This is a genomic window from Pseudomonas viridiflava (assembly GCF_001642795.1).
Lineage (GTDB): Bacteria > Pseudomonadota > Gammaproteobacteria > Pseudomonadales > Pseudomonadaceae > Aquipseudomonas > Aquipseudomonas viridiflava.
In genome coordinates, this window is the sequence record NZ_LKEH01000048.1 from 124642 (window position 1) to 144831 (window position 20190).

The window sequence follows — 20190 nt, forward strand, 5'->3', positions numbered from 1 at the left end:
ACTACATGAGCGGCAGCCTTGTGAAAACGCTGGCGAATATGTCGATAGAACGACTGGTTTGTCTTATCCGGTCACGCTTTCTTCGTGCTGTGCTCAAAAGCCGTCTGGATTGTTCCACATGTCGTGTTGAACGGTACACGATTTGCCATTCGCGGTCCGCTGCGCAACCGTGCCTATACTCATCCAACCCTTGCATTGTGAACAACAAGAGGAATTGACTGTGGATCATCTCGTCGTAACGCTGGTTGCACCTGACAAGCCCGGACTGGTCGAGCGTATTGCCCAATGCATCGCCGAGCAGGGTGGCAACTGGCTGGAGAGCCGCATGTCCCGCATGGCCGGGCAGTTCGCAGGCATTCTGAAAGTGGGCGTGGAACCTGAAAAGTACGATGACCTGATCGCCGCGCTGAATGGGCTCTCCACTCATGGCATCCGCATGCTGCTCGCCGAAAGCGTGGTCGAGACCACCGGCCAGACTCGACCGATCAGCATGGAACTGGTCGGCAACGACCGCGCCGGTATCGTGCGCGACATCACCCGTGTGCTGGCGGAGCAGGGCGTCAACGTCGAACGGCTGATCACCGATGTATCGCCTGCGCCCATGAGCAGCGAACTGCTGTTTCATGCCGATGCGTTGCTTGGCGTGCCGTTGAGCCTGTCGCTGGACGACCTGCAGGCCCGGCTGGAAACACTGGCGGATGATTTGATGGTGGAGTTGGTGTTGCGTTCAGAAGACAACCCACGCTGAGGCTTATCCACGCTTATCCTGCACCTGCCTGTGGATAAGCTGGGGGAATCGCGTTGCACGCCATGTGTAGCGCGGCTTTGCGAGAACTGATCAAAAATTCTACAGTTTCAACGGCTTGTGCACAAATAGCGTGAGTCTGCTTGTGGATAACCGTTGGAGAACCCCTTGCAGGCCACGTAGAACGTGGCTTGCAAGGTTCTGTATGTTTTTTGATCAGCTTCGGCGGCGCAGACTCAGCCAGGCGTCGATGCTGTAAATCGCAAGACCCGCCCAGATGCAGGCGAAGGTGACGATGGTGCTGGCGTTCATATGCTCGTCGTAAAGCAACACGGCCAGCAGCAGGACCAGCGTTGGTGCCAGGTACTGAAGAAACCCCAGCGTGGTGTAAGGCAGATGTCGGGCAGCAGCGTTGAAACACACCAGCGGAATCAGCGTGACCGGGCCTGCGGCTGCCAGCCAGATGGCCTGGGAGGTGGTCCAGAACTCGGCCTGCGCACTCAGTGCGCCCGGATTGAGCGCCAGCCAGATCAGTGCCAGCGGCACCAGCATCCAGGTTTCCACGACCAGCCCGGGCAGGGCAGCGACCGGGGCTTTCTTGCGGATCAGCCCGTAGAAGCCGAATGTCAGCGGCAACACCAGCGAGACCCACGGCAGATTGCCGACCTGCCAGACCTGCTGCGCCACCCCGGCTGCTGCAAAACCCACTGCCAGCCATTGCAGACGCCTGAGCCGTTCGCCGAGCAGCACCATGCCGAGCAGCACGTTGACCAGCGGATTGATGTAATACCCAAGACTGGCTTCGACCATGCGCCCGTTGTTCACCGCCCACACGTACACAATCCAGTTGGCTGCGATTAACGAACCGCTGAGTGCCAGCACCGCGAGGCGTTTCGGGTTGTCTCGCAGTTCGCGCCACCAGCCGGGGTGTTTCCAGAACATCAGCACGATCGAGCCGAACAGCGCCGACCAGAGCACTCGGTGAATGATGATCTCGATGGCCGGTACGGCGGCGATGGCTTTGAAGTAGATGGGGAACAGACCCCAGATGGTGTAAGCACTCAGGCCGAGAATGTATCCGCGACGCGGATTTGCAGCTTGCATGGGTCGTCCCTTAAAAGCAGGTTTTTATAAGTGTTTCATCGTGCCCGCGCACAGTGCTCATGGTTATACACACGTCTTGCTGCAGCCAACGGACTGTGGGAGGCGGCTTGCCGGCGATGCGATTTCCGAAGCGACATATCGATGACTGAACTGACGCCATCGCCGGCAAGCCGCCTCCCACGGGGCCTGCATTCAGTCAGACGCTTTCGTTTAGCCCTGTTTTGCGTGTCTTCAGGACGTGTGCGTAACGAAGAGTGCAGGAGTGAGAACGATTATTGAGTGTTCAAAACAGCTTCAGTGGCTCCTCGTTCAACGCCGACATCTGCTCGCGCAGGGCCAGAATGTGGTCGCCCCAGTAACGTTCGGTGCCGAACCAGGGGAAGCTGTGCGGGAATGCCGGGTCATCCCAGCGGCGCGCCAGCCAGGCGCTGTAGTGCATCAGGCGCAGGGCGCGCAACGGCTCGATCAGGGCGAGTTCGCGCGGGTCGAAATCGTGGAATTCGTTGTAGCCGTCCATCAACTCGGACAATTGGCCGAGACGTTCCTGGCGATCACCGGCCAGCATCATCCAGACGTCCTGCACCGCAGGCCCCATGCGACAGTCGTCCAGGTCGACGATGTGGAACACTTCGTCGCGGCACATCATGTTGCCGGGGTGGCAGTCGCCGTGCATGCGAATGTTGGTGTGCGGCGTTGCGGCGTAGACGTCCTCGACCCGCTTGAGCAGATCGCGCGCCACCGACTCGTAGGCGGGCAACAGGCTGCGCGGGATGCAGTCGTTTTCCAGCAGGTAGTTGACCGAGTCATTGCCAAAATTCTTCACGCCCAGCGCTTCACGGTGCGCGAACGGCTTGGTTGCACCGACGGCATGGATGCGGCCCAGCAACTGGCCCAGGCGGTACAACTGATCGAGATTGCCCGGCTCGGGCGCGCGCCCGCCACGACGTGGGAACAGGGTGAAGCGAAAGCCCGCATGTTCGAACAGGGTTTCACCGTTGTGCACCATGGGCGCGACCACGGGTACTTCGACTGCGGTCAGCTCCTGCGTGAAGCTGTGCTCTTCGAGAATCGCCTCGTTGGTCCAGCGTTGCGGGCGGTAGAACTTGGCGATCAGCGGCTGGCCGTCTTCGATACCGACCTGATACACCCGGTTTTCATAACTGTTGAGCGCCAGGATGCGCGCATCACTGAGAAAACCGATGCTTTCGACGGCATCGAGGACGAGATCGGGAGTAAGTGTTGCGAACGGATGAGCCATGACTACTCCTGCGCGCAGCAGGTTGCCGCGTCGGACCGCTGATGTTAACGCAGACCGGTCCCGGTTCGCCAAAGCCCTGATGGTTTATCTGCGCAAGCATTCGATTGTCACCAAACGTTCATCGTCCGTTCTCTGTTCAGCCATATGGGATCACTAGAGTCGCCGCCAATGAGATCGATCTCAAAAAGGGGCGACAATGACGGATCTGAAAGCGGTTGCGAGACTGGCCGGGGTTTCCCGGGCCACGGCTGCCCGCGCCTTTGCGACGCCCGATGTGGTGCGCGCCGACACGCGTGAAAAAATATTCGTCGCCGCACGCGAGCTGGGCTTCCGTCCGAACCGGCTGGGCCGTCAGTTGCGCCTGCAGACCACCAACCTGATCGGCGTGGTCGTTCCCAACCTTCATAACCCGGTCTTCGCCGAACAGTTTCAGGCGATGGAAAGCGCCGCCCGTCGTTGCGGGTACAACCTGCTGCTGGTCACCACCGATTACGCCAGCGAGCGTGAAAGCGACGTGGTGGAAGAGCTGTTGCGCCAGCGGGTGGACGGACTGGTGCTGACGGTGACCGACGCCGAGCACAATCAGGTCCTGCAAAGCCTGATCAATGAAGACACGCCTTTCGTGCTCGCCTACCACCAGACCAGCAACCCGGATTACAGCGCAGTGTCGGTGGATAACCGGGCAGGCATGGCGCTGGCCACACGCCATTTGATCGAACTCGGGCACTCGCGCATCGCCATGGTCGCGGGTCCGGCCATGCAGTCCGACCGTGCGCGCCTGCGTTACGCGGGCTATGGCGAGGCGATGCTTGCGCAGGGGCTTCAACAACTGCCGGTCATTGAAATGCCGGCTCACACCCAGGCGGATTTCGCCGCAATCGAGCCTCTGTTGCGCGGTCCCGACGCGCCGACAGCGCTGGTCTGTTCCAACGACCTGCTGGCCATCAGCCTGATTGCCGAACTGCGGCGCAACGGTCTGGAGGTTCCCGGCCGCGTTTCGGTGATGGGCTTCGATGGCATTGCTCTGGGCACCCAGATGCACCCGACCTTGTGCACCGTCGTTCAGCCCATTGCCGAGCTGGCGCACACCCTTATTGATCAATTGCTGGCGCAGATCGCTGGATCTGCGCCGGTTTCCCACTGCCTGCCGTGCCATATCCGGCCCGGTGAAAGTACCCAGTCCTATCAGGAGACGCTTCATGCTCAGCTTCAGTAAAACCCTCGCGGCACTGTTGTTGTGTGGCGCGGCCAGCCTCGCTCAGGCCGCCGAAACCGCGATTTGCTACAACTGCCCGCCCGAGTGGGCGGACTGGGGCTCGCAGCTCAAGGCCATCGCCGACAGCACCGGCGTGCAGGTGCCGCTCGACAACAAGAACTCCGGGCAGGCGCTGGCGCAGATCGTTGCCGAACAGGCTGCACCGGTTGCCGACGTGGTGTATTACGGCGTGACCTTCGGTCTGCAGGCGCAGAAGGCCGGGGTGGTCGACACCTACAAGCCCAAGCACTGGGATGATATTCCGGCTGGCCTGAAAGACCCGGCGGGGCACTGGTTCGCCATTCACTCCGGTACGTTGGGCATCATGGTCAACGTCGACGCACTGGGCGGCCTGCCTGTGCCGCAGAGCTGGGCAGACCTGCTCAAGCCTGAGTACAAGGGCATGGTCGGCTACCTTGATCCGTCCAGCGCATTCGTGGGTTATGTCTCCGCTGTGGCGATCAACCAGGCGATGGGCGGCACGCTGGATAATTTTGCGCCTGCCATCGACTATTTCCAGAAACTGGCGAAAAACTCGCCCATCGTGCCCAAACAAACGGCCTATGCCCGCGTGCTGTCCGGTGAGTTGCCGATCCTGGTCGACTACGACTTCAACGCTTACCGCGCCCGCTACAAGGACAAAGCCAACGTCGCGTTCGTGATTCCCAAGGAAGGCACCATCGGTGTGCCGTACGTGATGAGTCTGGTGGCCAAGGCGCCGCATCGCGCCAACGCCGAGAAGGTGCTGGATTTCGTACTGTCCGACGAAGGTCAGGCTCTGTGGGCCAAGGCTTATCTGCGTCCGGTGCGCTCGAACATGCCTGCCGAGGTGGCCGCGCAGTTCCTGCCGGACAGCGACTATGCCCGCGCAGGTGTGGTGGATTACCAGCACATGGCGGCGGTGCAGGAAGCTTTCGCGGCCCGTTACCTGCGTGAGGTGAAGTAATGTCAGCCTCGCTGGGAGACGCCGTTGTTTTGCGTTCGAGCGGATTGTCCAGGCTGCGCCTGCGCCCGACCGCTGCCGTGGCGCTTGCCCCGGCGATGGCCGTGCTGGTGGCGTTCTGGCTGCTGCCGCTGACGCACCTGATCGTGCTCGGTGTGCAGGGCAACGAAGTGGATGGCAGCGGTTACTGGCAAGTGCTGAGCAGCGCCCAATACATGGGCAGTCTTGCGCAGACCTGTGTGCTGGCTGCCGTGGTGACACTGGCCGCCTTGCTGGTTGGTGGAATCAGCGGTGTGTTTCTTGCCCGCAATCAGTTCTTCGGCCGCTCCGCGCTGGTCGCGCTGCTGACCTTTCCTCTGGCGTTTCCTGGCGTGGTGGTGGGTTTTCTGGTGATCCTGCTGGCGGGTCGGCAAGGCATCTTTGCCGCGCTCGGCCTGGAACTGGCAGGTGAACGGTGGATCTTCGCCTATTCGCTGACCGGCCTGTTCATTGGCTACCTGTACTTCTCGATTCCGCGGGTGATCCTCACGGTCATGGCGGCCTGTGAAAGTCTGGACCGGAGTCTGGAGGAAGCAGCGCATTCGCTGGGCGCAGGACACTGGCGTGTGGTGTGCGACGTGATTGTGCCGGGCCTGATGCCTGCGTTGGTGTCCTGCGGCGCGATCTGCTTTGCGACGTCCATGGGCGCATTCGGTACGGCGTTCACGCTGGGCACACGCCTGAATGTCACGCCGGTGGCGATCTATAACGTGTTCACCAACTACGCCAACTTCACGGTCGCCGCTGCGTTGTCGGTGATCCTCGGCCTGGTGACCTGGGCGGTGCTGTTGCTGGCGCGCCGTCTGGTCAAGAATTCGGGGATCGCCCTGTGAAACGTTCTCCTCTGTTTGCTGCGCAGTTGCTGTTCACCCTGTTGGTCTGCGCGTTCATGCTGGTGCCCGTGGTGCTTTCGCTGCTGGCCGGCCTGACGCGCAATTATTTTCAGGGCCTGTCCAGCGGGCTGACCTTCGACTGGCTGGTGCAGGTCTGGCAGGCCTATTCGCCAACGGTCTGGCTGTCGCTGCAACTGGCCTTGGCCTGTGCGCTGTGCGTCTGCCTGATCGGCGTACCCGCCGCTTATGCGCTGGTGCGCATGAATAACCGGTTCAGCCGCGCCTTCGAAGAGCTGATGGTGTTGCCGGTCGCCATGCCGGGGCTGGCCAGTGCTCTGGCATTGCTGCTGACCTACGGGCAATTCGGCAGCTTTCGCGGCAGTTGGCTGTTCATTCTGGTTGGCCATGTGCTGTTCACCCTGCCGTTTCTGGTACGTCCGGTAATGGCTGTGATGCAGCGCCAGCAACTGCCGGTGCTGGAAGAGGCGGCGGCAAGTCTGGGCGCCGGGCCGATCAAGCGCTTCTTCAGCGTGGTGGTGCCCAACTGCCGCGCCGGGATTCTGGCCGGCGTGCTGATGGTGGTGACGTTGTCGCTGGGCGAATTCAACCTGACCTGGATGCTGCACACCCCCATGACCAAAACCCTGCCGGTCGGTCTGGCCGACAGTTACGCGTCGGCGCGGCTGGAAGTGGCCAGCGCCTACACCCTGCTTTTTCTTTTGCTGATTGTGCCGCTGCTGATTGCGTTGCAGGCCATCAGCGCCCGTCTTGCCCGAGGAGACAGCCGATGAGCGGCACGACCATACGCCTGAAGGGCTGCCGCAAGGCATTTGCCGACGGCACCGTTGCTGTACAGGACCTGCACCTGACCATTGAGCCCGGCGAAACGCTGGCGATTCTCGGCCCGTCGGGCTGCGGTAAAACTACCACGTTGCGCCTGATCGCCGGGCTTGAGCGTCCCGACGTCGGGCAGGTGCTGTTCGATGATCAGGACATGACGCGCCTGCCCATCGAACGGCGTGATGTCGGCATGGTGTTTCAGAATTACGCGTTGTTCCCCAACCTCGATGTGACGGGCAATATCGTCTACGGCTTGAAGATTCGAGGTCTGTCCCACGCCGAGCGCAACAAGCGCTGTGATGAGTTGCTTGAACTGGTCGGCCTGACCGATCACGGCAAGCGCCGCATTCATGAACTGTCCGGCGGGCAACGTCAGCGCGTTGCGCTGGCACGTGCGCTGGCGCCGCGTCCTCGGGTGTTGCTGCTCGACGAACCGCTGGCCGCGCTGGACGCACAATTGCGCGAGCGCCTGCGCAGCGAGCTGGATCAACTGTTGCGCGGGCTGGGCATTACCTCGGTATTCGTGACCCACGATCAGGGCGAAGCGATGGCCTTGGGTGACCGGATTCTGGTCATGGACAAGGGCTGTGTTTCGCAACTGGCGACCCCGAGGGAAATCTACCAGCAGCCCGCCAACGCGTTCGTGGCCGGGTTCGTTGGCAACCTCAATGCGTTCAGCGTGCTCGGGCGTACCGAGTCAGGTCTCAAGGTCAGTGGCGGTGAGTTGCCATGGTCGGGCGTCGATCAACCGGTCACGGTGTATTGCCGTCCCGAGCACCTGCGCCTGACGTCCGGAGGCGGGCAGTTGCAGGGCCGGCTGGTCGGTCAGTTCTTTCAGGGCGCGCAGAGTCGTCTGCTGGTGGACGTCGGCGGCGCTCAGCCGTTGCTGGTCGACAGCCCGGATAACCTGATCCATGCGGCAGGCGCGCATCTCGGCTTGAGTGTCGATCCGCAAGTGCTGTTCACCCTGCATTCGTAAGCCGTTTTTCTGTCGAGAAATTATTTTGAATCGTCCGTTTCTTATTGCCCAGATCAGTGACCTGCACCTCAAGGCCGATGGCCGTCTGACCTACGGGGTCGTCGACACGCTGGGCGCGTTGCGCCGCGCTGTCGAACACATCAATGCCAGCAAACAGCGCCCGGATATTGTGGTGATCAGCGGCGATCTGGTGGACTTCGGCAGGGCCGATGAATACGCGGTGCTCAGGCCGGAATTGGAGCGTCTGCAGATGCCGTTCTATCTGGTACCCGGCAATCACGACGACCGCGAGCATTTGCTGGCTGCGTTTGCGGATCACGTGTACCTGCCGCTGTCCGCAGACGGTTCGCTGGACTGGGTGGTCGAGCAGCATCCGGTGCGTCTGATCGGCCTGGACTCGACCATCCCCGGCGAGCATGGCGGGCAACTCGATTATTGCCAGCTTGACTGGCTGAACGCTCAACTGTCGCGTCGCCCCGATGTGCCGACGGTGATCATCCTGCATCACCCGCCGTTCATGTCCGGCATCGGTCACATGGATCACAAGCCTTTCGGCAACGCGGTGGAGCTGGAGAGGGTTATCGCCCGGCACCCGCAGGTGGAGCGTCTGTTGTGCGGGCATTTGCACCGGCCGATGCAGCGTCGTTTCGGTGGCAGCCTGACCTGCGTCTGCCCCGGCACTTCACACCAGATCGTGCTCGACCTGGACGAAGCCGCGCCTGCGCATTTCAATCTGGAACCTGCGGGTTACGTGCTGCACCGCTGGCATCCTCAGGAAGGGCTGGTCAGCCACAACGCGGTGTTCGGGGAATATGAAGGGCCGTATCCGTTCTACGATGCCAATGGACTGATTGACTGAGGTTGGTCAGGCTTGATCGTGCCAATCGCTCCGCGTTGGCATGCATCCCGTGACGCTCCGCGTCACAAATGGTTCAGACTGAGGATTCAGTTAGCCGGGCGCATGACGTGGCTAACGCTGGAGCCTGGGCGCACATCTGCGCCACATTCGAGAGCGGACGCGGAGCGTCCTGGGAGGCATTCCCACGCAGAGCGTGGGAACGATNGTGGCTGCGTCAGGCGCCGATGACGCCGCCGTCCTGGCGGGTGATCAACATTACCGATGAGCGCGGTTTGCCGTTGGGCAGGTGCTCGGGGAAGGTCGAACCGCCGTTCTCGCCGGGGTGCTGAACGCCGATGAACATCGTGCGATAGTCCGGCGCGAAGCTGATGCCGGTGATTTCGCAGCCGACCGGCCCGACCAGGAAACGGCGGATTTCACCGGTGGCCGGGTCGGCGCAGAGCATCTGGTTGTTGCCCATGCCCGCGAAGTCGCCCTTGTTGCTGGAGTCGCCATCGGTCTGGATCCACAGGCGACCGGCCGCGTCGAAGCTCAGGCCGTCCGGGCTGTTGAACATGTTCTGCGGGGTGATGTTGCTGGAGCCACCCTGCGGCGTACCCGGATGCACGGTCGGGTTGCCCGCGACCACGAACAGGTCCCACTCGAACGTCAGGGACGAGGCGTTATCTTTCGTTTCACGCCAGCGCAGGATCTGCCCGTACTGGTTCTTGGCGCGCGGGTTCGGACCACCGACCGGCTGGCCATCCTCGCCGCGCTTGGCGTTATTGGTCAGGGTGCAATAGACCTGGCCATCCTTGGGGCTGACCACAATCCATTCCGGGCGGTCCATGCGGGTGGCTTTCACGACGCTGGCGGCCAGGCGCGCGTGGATCAGCACTTCTGCCTGATTGTTGAAACCGTTGGTTGCGTCGAGCCCGTTCTTGCCATGGGTCAGCTCGATCCACTGGCCCTTGCCTTTCGGGTGGTCCGGGTTGTTGTCGCCACCGTCGAACTGCGCCACGTACAACGTGCCGTGGTCCAGCATGTTGCGGTTGTTCTTCGGATTGATGCGATCGATCCTGTTGCGGCTGACGAACTTGTAGATGAACTCGCCGCGTTCGTCATCGCCCATGTACACCACGGCACGGCCGCTCTTGGTCAGGGTGAAGGCGGCGTTCTCGTGCTTGAAGCGACCCAGCGCGGTGCGTTTGACCGGCATGGAGTCGGGCTCGAACGGATCGATCTCCACCACCCAGCCGTGACGGTTGATCTCGTTGGGGTTCTTGGCGACGTCGAAGCGCGGGTTGTACAGGTGCCAGTTGTTATCCCGGCTGGCAACTGTCACGCCATAGCGCTTCATGCCTGCATCGAAGACCTGATCAGGATTGGTGCTGCCGAAGCAGTCGGTGAAGTTCTCTTCGCACGTCAGGTAAGTGCCCCACGGCGTCTTGCCGTTGGCGCAGTTCTGAAAGGTGCCCAGCACGCGGGTGCCGGTTCTGTCGGCTTCGGTCTTGAGCCACTCATGGCCAGCGGCCGGGCCGCTCACTTTGATCGGCGTGTTGCCGTGAATGCGACGGTTGTAGCGCGAGCCCTGCACGAACTGCCATTTGCCGTTCTTCTGCTGGACTTCGATCACTGAAACGCCTTCGGCGGCCAGGGCCTTGCGCACGTCTTCGGCCGATTGCGGCGTCTGGCCGTGATCGAAGAGGTAGCGATAGTTGGTGTATTCGTTGTTGATCGCCATCAGCGCGCGATCCTTGCGGCCGCGCATCGGGAACAGGCTCATGCCGTCGTTGTTGTCGCCGAACTGCACTTCCTGCGCTCGGGCGGAGCCTTTGCCGCTCGGATCGAAAGCCGGGCCGCCCGCCTCCAGCGGCTGGCCCCAGCTGATCAATACGGAGGAGGTGTAGCCCGCCGGCAGGCTGATGCTGTCGGCGGTGGCGGCGGGAATGCTTTCAAAACCCAGCAGTCTGCGGGAAGCCGAGCTGATGCCTTCGGCCAGTGCGCTACGGGTCAACAGGTTGCCGCCCAGAAACATCGCAGCGCCGCACAGGGCGCCCGCGCTGATGAAGCCCCGGCGGGTGAGACCGACCATGTTTTCAAGATCGGTGGACTGATTTTCTTCTAATAGTTTCATCATCACGGCTCCCACAAATGTGGTGGCTACCTTAAAGCGCGTGTATGACGGAATTGTGTCGTAACAATGGCCCTGAATCGTTAGAGCGGCGTGCCCAGCAGAACCAGTGAAGGCGCGAAGCGAACCTGCACCGGATTGCCGGTTTCCAACTGCTGCGTGTGTAACACGTCACGGCCCGCCAGGGCGCACAGGGTATGGCCGCTGGGCAGAAAGATGCGCACTTCGCTGGGACCGTCTTCGGCGTCGATCACTTCTTCGATCTGTCCAAAAAGGCAATTGTTTCCCGATGTTTCAGAGTGGTCCGCCGCGAACAATTCCAGCCATCCGGCCTTGATCAGGGCGACGACTTCAGTCCCGACAATCAGCTCCATGCGCAGGCTGCTGTCGTGAGTGATTTGCGCGTCAATGAACACCTCGTCCGCCAAGTGCAGGCGAACCGTGTCGTTATGGCCTTGCCGGGTAATGCTCACGATCCGCCCCAGCAATTGGTTGCGTGCGCTGGTGCGCAGGGTCAGGCGGTTGAGCAGGTCGAGGTCGCTGCTGTCTTCGGCGGCTTCCAGCACCTGTGCCTGAAGCGCCTGAACCCGTTGATAAAGCCGCAGCACCCGCTCGCCCTCTGCCGACAACTTCGCGCCACCGCCGCCGCGCCCGCCAACGCTGCGCTCGACCAGAGGCTTCTGCGCCAGATTGTTCAACTCGTCGATGGCGTCCCATGCCGCCTTGTAACTCAGCCCCGCGCTCTTGGCCGCACGGGTGATCGAACCCTGCTCGTCAATGTGCTGCAGCAGCGCAATGCGTTGCGGGCGGCGGGCCATGTGTTGGGTGAGCAGGGGTGGTAACGGCATGGTGATTGAACGCTCCGGCAGGTGGCACGAGTGTAAAACATCTGATGGTTCCCATGCCCTGTGTTCGTTTCGTCAACTTCACGCTGATCGTTCCCACTCCAGCGTCCGCTGTTGACGCTGTTGACGCTGTTGATGTGAGGCAGAGCGTCACGGCTGCATGTGACGCGAAGCATGGGCACGATCGGTGTGCTGGAGGACTATGACCCTTCCACCGGCTTGGGCGTTCTGGCCAGGCAGTAGACGTCCACCCTGCTGGCACCTGCACCGGTCAATAAGCGGGCAATCACGTCGGCGGTGGAGCCGGTGGTGAGTACGTCATCGACCAGCGCGATATGCTTGCCGCGCAGCCATTCGGCATCCACCAAAGCGAACGCGCCACGCAGGTTGCGCTTGCGTGCCTTGGCATCCAGACCCTGTTGATTGGGCGTGTCACGGATTCGCAGCACATGGCGCTCGTCCATCGGCAGTTGAAGTTCTTTACTCAGCCAGGCGGCGAGCATGGCAGCCTGGTTGTAACCTCGCTGGCGAAAGCGTTTGCTGGCGAGCGGTACAGGCACAAGACAATCAGGACGTTGCAGGCCCTCGTCAAAACGATGCTGCAGAAACTGCGCGAGGAGTTCAGCCATCAACCGCCCCATGGGCCACTTGCCGTTGTGCTTGAAGCGAGTGATCAGACTGTCGATCGGGAAGTCATACAGCCAGGGCGCGACCACCTGAGTGAAGGCTGGCGGCTTTCTGATGCACTGCGCGCAGCTCATGCCGAACATCGGCAAGGGCAGGGCGCAGCACTCGCATTGGTCGCCGAGCCACGGCAGCTCCGTTTCGCACGGCATGCAAATGGGCAACGGGACATCGCTGCGTTCATCGCATAACAAACAGGTCTGTTTGTTTCTTAACCAGATGTAAACCTCATGCTTGTGGTTTGGTTGACAGCGCATCGCTCTTCCTTAAATATGCCGAACATCCGTGTAGCGCTTGTGGTCTTTTCGTCCCCGCGCTCAGCCCCCAGAACCACCAAGGAGCCGCCCGATGAGCGCCAGCATCACCGCCACTCTGCGTCACGACTGGACTTTAGCCGAGGTCAAGGCGCTGTTCGTACAGCCATTCAATGACCTGCTGTTTCAGGCGCAGAGCGTGCACCGCGCTCATTTCGACGCCAACCGCGTTCAGGTTTCGACCCTGCTGTCGATCAAGACCGGTGCCTGCCCCGAAGACTGCAAGTACTGCCCGCAATCCGGTCACTACAACACCGGCCTGGAAAAGGAAAAGCTGCTCGAAGTTCAAAAGGTGCTGGAAGAAGCCGCTCGCGCCAAGGCCATCGGCTCGACCCGTTTCTGCATGGGCGCGGCGTGGAAGCATCCGTCGGCCAAAGACATGCCGTACGTGCTGGAGATGGTTAAAGGTGTGAAGGCGATGGGCCTGGAAACCTGCATGACCCTCGGCCGCCTGGATCAGGACCAGACTGCCGCACTGGCGTCCGCGGGGCTTGATTACTACAACCACAACCTGGACACCTCGCCGGAGTTCTACGGCAGCATCATCACCACCCGTACCTACGGCGAACGCCTGCAGACCCTGGCCTACGTACGCGATGCCGGAATGAAGATCTGCTCGGGTGGCATTCTGGGCATGGGCGAGTCGCTCGATGACCGCGCCGGTCTCCTGATCCAGTTGGCCAATCTGCCGGAGCACCCCGAGTCGGTGCCGATCAACATGCTGGTGAAAGTTGCCGGTACGCCGCTGGAAAATGCCGAAGATGTCGATCCGTTCGACTTCATCCGCATGCTGGCCGTGGCGCGGATTCTGATGCCCAAATCCCATGTGCGCCTGTCCGCTGGCCGTGAGGCGATGAATGAGCAGATGCAGGCGCTGGCGTTCCTCGCCGGTGCCAACTCGATTTTCTACGGCGATAAACTGCTGACCACCGCCAACCCGCAGGCCGACAAGGACATGCTGCTGTTCTCCCGTCTGGGCATCAAGCCGGAAGCGGGCGAAGAGCATCCTGACGAAGTGCATCAGGCCGCCATCGAGCAGGCGCTGGTCGAGCAGCAAAGCAGTGCGCTGTTCTACGACGCAGCGTCTGCCTGACCCTCTGGAGCGGAGCCTGCATGTCTTTCGATCTGCGTACCCGACTCGAGGCGCGCCGCAACGAACATCTCTATCGCCAGCGACCCCTGCTTGAGACCCCGCAAGGGCCGCAGGTGGTGGTCGACGGCAAGCCGCTGCTGGCCTTCTGCAACAACGACTACATGGGGCTGGCCAATCATCCCGAGGTGGTTACCGCGTGGCAGGCGGGCGCCGAGCGCTGGGGTGTCGGCGGCGGAGCCTCGCATCTGGTGATCGGCCACAGCACGCCGCACCATGCGTTGGAAGAAGCCCTGGCCGAACTGACCGGTCGGCCGCGCGCCCTGTTGTTCTCCAACGGCTACATGGCCAATCTCGGCACTGTCACAGCGTTGGTGGGTCAGGGCGATACCGTGCTGGAAGACCGTCTGAATCACGCGTCGCTGCTGGACGCCGGTCTGCTCAGCGGTGCGCGGTTTTCCCGTTATCTGCACAACGACGTGACAAGCCTCGAGTCCCGGCTGGAGAAATCGGTGGGCGATACGCTGGTGGTGACCGACGGCGTGTTCAGCATGGATGGCGACGTGGCCGACCTGCCTGCTTTGTCACGTGCCGCCAAAGCTAAAGGCGCGTGGCTGATGGTTGATGATGCGCATGGCTTCGGTCCGCTGGGCGCCAACGGTGCCGGGCTTGTCGAGCATTTCGGCCTGAGCATGGAGGATGTGCCGGTGCTGATTGGTACGCTCGGCAAGTCCTTCGGCACGTCCGGGGCTTTCGTGGCGGGCAGTGAAGAGCTGATCGAAACCCTCATCCAGTTCGCCCGGCCCTACATCTACACCACCAGCCAGCCGCCTGCGCTGGCCTGCGCGACGCTTAAAAGCCTGGAGCTGCTGCGCACCGAGCATTGGCGTCGCGAACATCTGACCCACCTGATCCGCCAATTCCGTCACGGCGCAGAGCAATTGGGCCTGCAACTGATGGACAGCTTCACACCCATCCAGCCGATTCTGATCGGCGATGCCGGACGTGCCTTGCGCCTGTCGCAACTGCTGCGCGAGCGTGGCGTGATGGTGACTGCCATTCGCCCGCCCACCGTGCCTGTCGGCAGCGCGCGTCTGCGAGTGACACTGTCGGCGGCGCACACCGAGGCGCAAGTGCAGCTATTGTTGAATGCACTGGAGCAGTGTTACCCGCTGCTGGACGCGGTTGAATCCATGGAGCCCGATCATGCGTGATCGTCTGATCCTGCTGCCGGGCTGGGGCCTGGGTGTTTCGCCACTTGAACCGCTGGCGGCTGCGTTGCGCGGGCTGGACGAGCATTTGCGCGTCGAGGTCGAGCCGCTTCCAGACATCGACAGCTGTGAGCTGAACGACTGGCTCGATGAGCTGGACGCCAACCTTCCCGACGACGCCTGGCTGGGCGGCTGGTCATTGGGCGGCATGCTCGCGGGAGAACTGGCGGCCCGGCGCGGCGAACGCTGTTGTGGCCTTTTCACGCTGGCCAGCAATGCCTGTTTCGTCACGCGGGGTGCCTGGCCGCATGCGATGCCTGCGCAGGACTTCGAAGCGTTTCTGGCTGGTTGCGCTGCCGATCCTGATGCAACGCTCAAGCGCTTCAGTCTGCTGTGCACCCAAGGTGCGGAAGATCCACGCGGTCTGGCCCGACTGCTCAAGGCGGGTGCGCCGCATACCTCGCCCACTGCGCTGATCGACGGGCTGAAGATCCTGCAGCAACTCGACACACGCAGCGCCTTGCAGACCTATCGTGGACCCCAGTTACATCTGTTTGCCGGGCTCGATGCGTTCGTACCGGCCGAAGCTGCGGGCGATCTGCTGGACCTGTTGCCGGACGTTGAAGTCGGCGTGATCGAACAGGCCAGCCATGCCTTCCTTCTGGAAAACCCTCACGGCGTGGCCGCTGCGATCCAGGTTTTTCTACATGAATCGGAACATGAGTCGGACCATGACTGACCTTTCACACGCCGTGCTGTCTTCAGGGCTGCCTGACAAGCGTCAGGTCGCGGCCTCCTTTTCCCGTGCAGCGGGCAGTTACGACAGCGTCGCTGAATTGCAGCGCGCCGTCGGGCATGAGCTGATGTCCCGCTTGCCAACCGAATGCGCTCCCTCACGCTGGCTGGATCTGGGCAGCGGAACCGGCTATTTCAGCCGCGTGCTGGCGCAGAGATTCGACGCCAGTGAAGGTGTCGCGCTGGACATCGCCGAAGGCATGCTGCGTCATGCTCAACCTTTGGGCGGCGCCCGGCATTTTGTGGCAGGCGATGCCGAGCGCATGCCATTGGCCGATGCATCCTGCGAGCTGATTTTCTCCAGCCTGGCCGTGCAGTGGTGCGCGGACTTCAGGGCTGTGCTGAGCGAAGCGTTTCGAGTGCTGAAGCCGGGCGGGGTGTTTGCCTTCGCCAGCCTGTGCACAGGAACGTTATATGAACTGCGCGAAAGCTGGCAGGCGGTTGATGGTCGCGTGCATGTGAACCGTTTTCGGCGTGGGGACGACTATCGTCAGTTGTGCGCAGCCAGCGGTTTGAGCGTCAGCAGCCTTGAAGTGCGTCCGCATGTGCTGCATTACCCGGACGTACGCAGCCTGACCCATGAGCTGAAAGCGCTCGGCGCCCACAACCTCAACCCCGGACGGCCCAGCGGCTTGACGGGGCGCGAACGGATTCTAGGCTTGGTGCGGGCGTACGAGCGCTTTCGCCAGAACGCAGGGCTGCCCGCCACCTATCAGGTGGTCTATGCGGTACTTGAAAAAACCTGACCGGGTTCACTTCATAAAGGGAAGGCCGCCGAGATGAGCGTTGCGTATTTCATCACCGGAACTGACACGGATGCTGGCAAAACTACGGTTGCAGCCGGTCTGCTGCATGCCGCACGACTGAGCGGCTTGAGCACGGCGGCGGGCAAGCCGGTCGCGTCAGGCTGTGTTGTCACGCCCCAGGGGCTGCGCAACTCCGACGCGCTGGCGTTGCAGGCCGAGTGCTCCATCACGTTGAGCTATGACGAAGTCAATCCGGTGGCCTTCGAGCCCGCGATCGCCCCTCATCTGGCTGCGCGTGAAGCGGGCGTGGGATTGACCGTTCGTTCCCTGCTGCAACCGATGCAGCACATCCTGAGCAAACAGGCGGACTTCACCCTGATCGAAGGTGCTGGAGGCTGGCGCGTGCCGCTGGCCGATCAGAGCAACCTGTCTGACCTCGCCATTGCCTTGGGGCTGCCGGTGATTCTGGTGGTTGGCGTACGGCTTGGCTGCATCAACCATGCGTTGCTGACGGCCGAGGCGATTGCCAGAGACGGGCTGCACCTTGCGGGCTGGGTCGCCAACATCATTGACGGCAAGACATCGCGGCTGGAAGAAAACCTCGCTACGCTGGCCGAGCGTCTTCCGGCGCCGTGCCTTGGGCGGGTGCCACGGCTAAAGAACCCCGACGCCGAAAACGTGGCGCATTGTCTGCATCTGGAGCTTCTCGATGCGTAGCGCAGCTATCTCATTGACTCGCCTGAATGTTTTGACTGTTCAAGGCTCAGGCTATTAACAGGCCTAGTGCCATTAGTCTATTTGTCGAGCATTTCCCCGCCGTTACTGGTTCAATGAAACCTGTTCGCTATTTGAACCGAGGATCGGCTTATGCAAATCACCATGAACAACACCCTCTACCCAGGTCTGAGCGCCATGCAGGTCGGGCAGAGCCGTGTCGATCAGGCGGCCACGCAGATCGCCAGCAGCAACATCGAAGTGTCGGGTCGGAGCCAGTCTTCGGACTTCCAACTCGAGAACCTGCGTTCGGTCGATCGAAGCCAGCGCTCCGACCTGCCCGCCAACATCGTCGAACTGGCGGCTGGCAAATCGCAGATCGAAGCTGGACTTGCTGCGCAGAGAGCCAGTAATGAAGCCTTGGGCACGCTGATCGATACCTACGCCTGATCACTGTCTGTAACCTTCGCGCCGTGCCTTGCGTGCACGGCGTCGTGCGCTGAATCTCCCCGTATCACCATCCTGTATCGCCGCTGCAGCCCCTTGCCGCTCAACTAGACTCCACACAATCGTTTACATAACGCCGCTTTCCGTTGCCTGCGTGGTCTGCAGCGCATCGTGGACGAATGGTGCGTGCGCCGCTATTGACAAGGTTTGGGCGTAAACGTATGTTTCAAACACCTGTTTGACCGTAAGGCATACGAGATTGTCTGATTCTGGAAGCATGCTTCCAGTCACCGCCCGGTCATTCGTTCCAGGATTCATCAGCAGAGGTTAATCGCTATGCCTGATTACAAGGCCCCCTTGCGTGATATTCGTTTCGTTCGTGACGAACTGCTCGGCTACGAAGCGCACTATCAGAGTCTGCCAGCCTGCCAGGACGCTACCCCGGACATGGTTGACGCCATTCTCGAGGAGGGCGCCAAGTTCTGTGAGCAGGTGCTGGCTCCGCTGAATCGGGTAGGCGATATCGAAGGCTGTACTTGGAGCGAAACCGGCGTGAAGACGCCGACCGGTTTCAAGGAAGCGTACAAACAGTTCGTCGAAGGCGGCTGGCCGAGCCTGGCGCATGACGTCGAGCACGGCGGTCAGGGCCTGCCTGAATCGCTGGGTCTGGCAGTCAGCGAGATGGTCGGTGAAGCGAACTGGTCGTGGGGCATGTACCCAGGGCTGTCGCATGGTGCGATGAACACGATCTCCGAACACGGTACGCCCGAGCAGCAAGAGGCGTATCTGACCAAACTGGTGTCTGGCGAATGGACCGGCACCATGTGCCTGACCGAGCCTCACTGCGGCACCGACCTTGGCATGCTGCGCACCAAGGCCGAGCCTCAGGCTGACGGTACCTACAAGGTTTCCGGCACCAAGATCTTCATTTCCGCTGGCGAGCACGACATGGCCGATAACATCGTCCACATCGTGCTGGCCCGCCTGCCGGATGCTCCGGCTGGCACCAAAGGCATCTCGCTGTTCATCGTGCCCAAGTTCCTGTCGTCTGCCGATGGCGGCGTCGGTGAGCGCAACGCAGTGAACTGCGGCTCCATCGAACACAAGATGGGCATTCACGGCAACGCCACCTGTGTGATGAACTTCGACGGCGCGACCGGCTACCTGATCGGCCCGGCGAACAAAGGCCTGAACTGCATGTTCACCTTCATGAACACGGCGCGTCTGGGTACTGCATTGCAGGGTCTGGCTCACGCTGAGCTGGCGTTCCAGGGTGGCTTGAAATACGCCCGTGAGCGCCTGCAGATGCGTTCGTTGACCGGCCCCAAGGCACCTGAAAAAGCGGCTGACCCGATCATCGTTCACCCGGACGTGCGTCGCATGCTGCTGACCATGAAGACGTTCGCCGAAGGCACACGCGCCATGGTGTACTTCACGGCCAAGCAGGTCGACATCGTCAAGTACAGCGAAGATGCCGATCAGAAGAAAGCAGCCGATGCGCTGCTGGCCTTCATGACTCCGATCGCCAAGGCGTTCATGACTGAAGTGGGCTTCGAAGCCGCCAACCACGGCGTGCAGATCTACGGCGGCCACGGCTTCATCGCCGAGTGGGGCATGGAGCAGAACGTTCGCGACAGCCGTATTTCGATGCTGTACGAAGGCACCACCGGTATCCAGGCACTCGACCTGCTGGGCCGCAAGGTGCTGATGACCCAGGGCGAAGCGCTCAAGGGCTTTACCAAAATCGTGCACAAGTTCTGCCAGGCTAACGAAGGCAACGAGTCCGTTCAGGAATTCGTGGCTCCGCTGGCAGCGCTGAACAAGGAGTGGGGCGAACTGACCATGAAAGTGGGAATGGCCGCCATGAAGGACCGTGAAGAAGTCGGCGCTGCTTCGGTCGACTACGTGATGTATTCGGGCTACGCCTGCCTCGCCTACTTCTGGGCAGACATGGCGCGTCTGGCGGCCGAGAAGCTGGCAGCCGGTACGTCGGACGAGGCGTTCTACCGCGCCAAGATCCAGACCGCACGGTTCTACTTCCAGCGCATCCTGCCGCGCACCCGCACTCACGTCGCCACCATGCTGTCCGGTGCTGGCAACCTGATGGAAATGAAAGAGGAAGATTTCGGCCTGGCTTACTGAGTCCGGTCCGAGTCACCCAGGCCGCCTGATCGCTGATCAGGCGGCTTTTTTTGGTCCCGGATTTGATCGTGCCCATGACACTCTGCGTCACATTGAGAGCGGACGCGGAGCGTCCTGGGAGGCGTTACCACGCAGAGCGTGGGAACGATCATGCTCTCGGTATTGATCGTGCCCATGCTCCGCGTGGGTATGTAGCCCGGGACGCTCCGCGTCCCAAATGGTCGGGTCACAGGG

Annotated in this window: 19 protein-coding genes; 14 read left to right on the top strand and 5 right to left on the bottom strand. The window is 61.6% G+C overall.

Features of this window, described 5'->3' with window-relative positions; all coding sequences use genetic code 11:
- Positions 1-220 precede the first annotated feature (220 nt).
- Positions 221-748 (top strand): glycine cleavage system transcriptional repressor, encoded by a 528-nt coding sequence (locus AO065_RS25615; RefSeq protein ID WP_004880145.1) that lies wholly within the window; start codon positions 221-223, stop codon positions 746-748.
- A 213-nt stretch (positions 749-961) separates the two neighbouring features.
- Here AO065_RS25615 and rarD read toward each other — a convergent pair whose 3' ends face one another.
- On the bottom strand, positions 962-1849 hold the full coding sequence (rarD, locus tag AO065_RS25620; RefSeq protein WP_004880142.1) for an EamA family transporter RarD: 888 nt from the start codon (positions 1847-1849) through the stop codon (positions 962-964).
- 283 nt (positions 1850-2132) lie between these two features.
- Complete coding sequence (locus AO065_RS25625; RefSeq protein ID WP_004880140.1) at positions 2133-3107, bottom strand: serine/threonine protein kinase; 975 nt, start codon at positions 3105-3107, stop codon at positions 2133-2135.
- Between the two features lie 196 nt (positions 3108-3303).
- Here AO065_RS25625 and AO065_RS25630 point away from each other — a divergent pair, with 196 nt between their 5' ends.
- The 6 genes from AO065_RS25630 to AO065_RS25655 are packed head-to-tail and all read left to right on the top strand — an operon-like array spanning position 3304 to position 8855.
- Positions 3304-4323 (top strand): substrate-binding domain-containing protein, encoded by a 1020-nt coding sequence (locus AO065_RS25630; protein WP_004880137.1) that lies wholly within the window; start codon positions 3304-3306, stop codon positions 4321-4323.
- Positions 4307-5308 carry an ABC transporter substrate-binding protein gene (locus tag AO065_RS25635; RefSeq protein WP_004880136.1) on the top strand — a complete coding sequence of 334 codons (1002 nt, stop codon included), beginning with the start codon at positions 4307-4309 and terminating at the stop codon, positions 5306-5308. The genes AO065_RS25630 and AO065_RS25635 overlap by 17 nt, the downstream gene beginning before the upstream one ends.
- Positions 5308-6177 (top strand): ABC transporter permease, encoded by an 870-nt coding sequence (locus tag AO065_RS25640; RefSeq protein ID WP_004880134.1) that lies wholly within the window; start codon positions 5308-5310, stop codon positions 6175-6177. The genes AO065_RS25635 and AO065_RS25640 overlap by 1 nt, the downstream gene beginning before the upstream one ends.
- A complete protein-coding gene (locus AO065_RS25645; protein WP_004880133.1) occupies positions 6174-6968 on the top strand; it encodes an ABC transporter permease in 795 nt (264 codons plus the stop codon). The genes AO065_RS25640 and AO065_RS25645 overlap by 4 nt, the downstream gene beginning before the upstream one ends.
- Positions 6965-7996: an ABC transporter ATP-binding protein gene (locus AO065_RS25650; protein ID WP_004880130.1), complete on the top strand. Its 1032-nt coding sequence runs from the start codon at positions 6965-6967 to the stop codon at positions 7994-7996. Before AO065_RS25645 ends, AO065_RS25650 begins: the two co-directional genes overlap by 4 nt.
- 25 nt (positions 7997-8021) lie before the next feature.
- A complete protein-coding gene (locus AO065_RS25655; RefSeq protein ID WP_004880129.1) occupies positions 8022-8855 on the top strand; it encodes a phosphodiesterase in 834 nt (277 codons plus the stop codon).
- A 214-nt stretch (positions 8856-9069) separates the two neighbouring features.
- On the opposite strand, the gene AO065_RS25660 is transcribed toward AO065_RS25655, so the two are convergent.
- The 3 genes from AO065_RS25660 to AO065_RS25670 form a co-directional block, all read right to left on the bottom strand.
- Positions 9070-10971 (bottom strand): PhoX family protein, encoded by a 1902-nt coding sequence (locus AO065_RS25660; RefSeq protein ID WP_004880126.1) that lies wholly within the window; start codon positions 10969-10971, stop codon positions 9070-9072.
- Positions 10972-11051: 80 nt separating this feature from the next.
- On the bottom strand, positions 11052-11816 hold the full coding sequence (locus AO065_RS25665; RefSeq protein WP_004880123.1) for a TOBE domain-containing protein: 765 nt from the start codon (positions 11814-11816) through the stop codon (positions 11052-11054).
- Between the two features lie 197 nt (positions 11817-12013).
- Positions 12014-12754: a ComF family protein gene (locus AO065_RS25670; protein WP_004880122.1), complete on the bottom strand. Its 741-nt coding sequence runs from the start codon at positions 12752-12754 to the stop codon at positions 12014-12016.
- Positions 12755-12845: 91 nt separating this feature from the next.
- Between AO065_RS25670 and bioB the strand changes: the two genes are divergently transcribed.
- The 7 genes from bioB (at position 12846) to AO065_RS25705 (ending at position 19956) form a co-directional block, all read left to right on the top strand.
- Positions 12846-13904: a biotin synthase BioB gene (gene bioB, locus AO065_RS25675; RefSeq protein WP_004880120.1), complete on the top strand. Its 1059-nt coding sequence runs from the start codon at positions 12846-12848 to the stop codon at positions 13902-13904.
- 20 nt (positions 13905-13924) lie between these two features.
- Positions 13925-15115 (top strand): 8-amino-7-oxononanoate synthase, encoded by a 1191-nt coding sequence (gene bioF, locus AO065_RS25680; protein ID WP_004880118.1) that lies wholly within the window; start codon positions 13925-13927, stop codon positions 15113-15115.
- Positions 15108-15851 (top strand): alpha/beta fold hydrolase, encoded by a 744-nt coding sequence (locus AO065_RS25685; RefSeq protein WP_004880117.1) that lies wholly within the window; start codon positions 15108-15110, stop codon positions 15849-15851. Before bioF ends, AO065_RS25685 begins: the two co-directional genes overlap by 8 nt.
- The gene (bioC, locus tag AO065_RS25690) at positions 15844-16653 is read left to right on the top strand and encodes a malonyl-ACP O-methyltransferase BioC (RefSeq protein WP_004880115.1); all 810 of its coding nucleotides are present in this window, start codon (positions 15844-15846) and stop codon (positions 16651-16653) included. Before AO065_RS25685 ends, bioC begins: the two co-directional genes overlap by 8 nt.
- Before the next feature lie 33 nt (positions 16654-16686).
- Positions 16687-17370, top strand: coding sequence for a dethiobiotin synthase (bioD, locus tag AO065_RS25695; RefSeq protein ID WP_004880113.1), 684 nt, complete (start codon positions 16687-16689; stop codon positions 17368-17370).
- A 150-nt stretch (positions 17371-17520) separates the two neighbouring features.
- Positions 17521-17817 carry a hypothetical protein gene (locus AO065_RS25700; RefSeq protein ID WP_004880111.1) on the top strand — a complete coding sequence of 99 codons (297 nt, stop codon included), beginning with the start codon at positions 17521-17523 and terminating at the stop codon, positions 17815-17817.
- Between the two features lie 333 nt (positions 17818-18150).
- The gene (locus tag AO065_RS25705; protein ID WP_004880110.1) at positions 18151-19956 is read left to right on the top strand and encodes a phenylacyl-CoA dehydrogenase; all 1806 of its coding nucleotides are present in this window, start codon (positions 18151-18153) and stop codon (positions 19954-19956) included.
- The last annotated feature ends 234 nt before the right edge of the window (positions 19957-20190 follow it).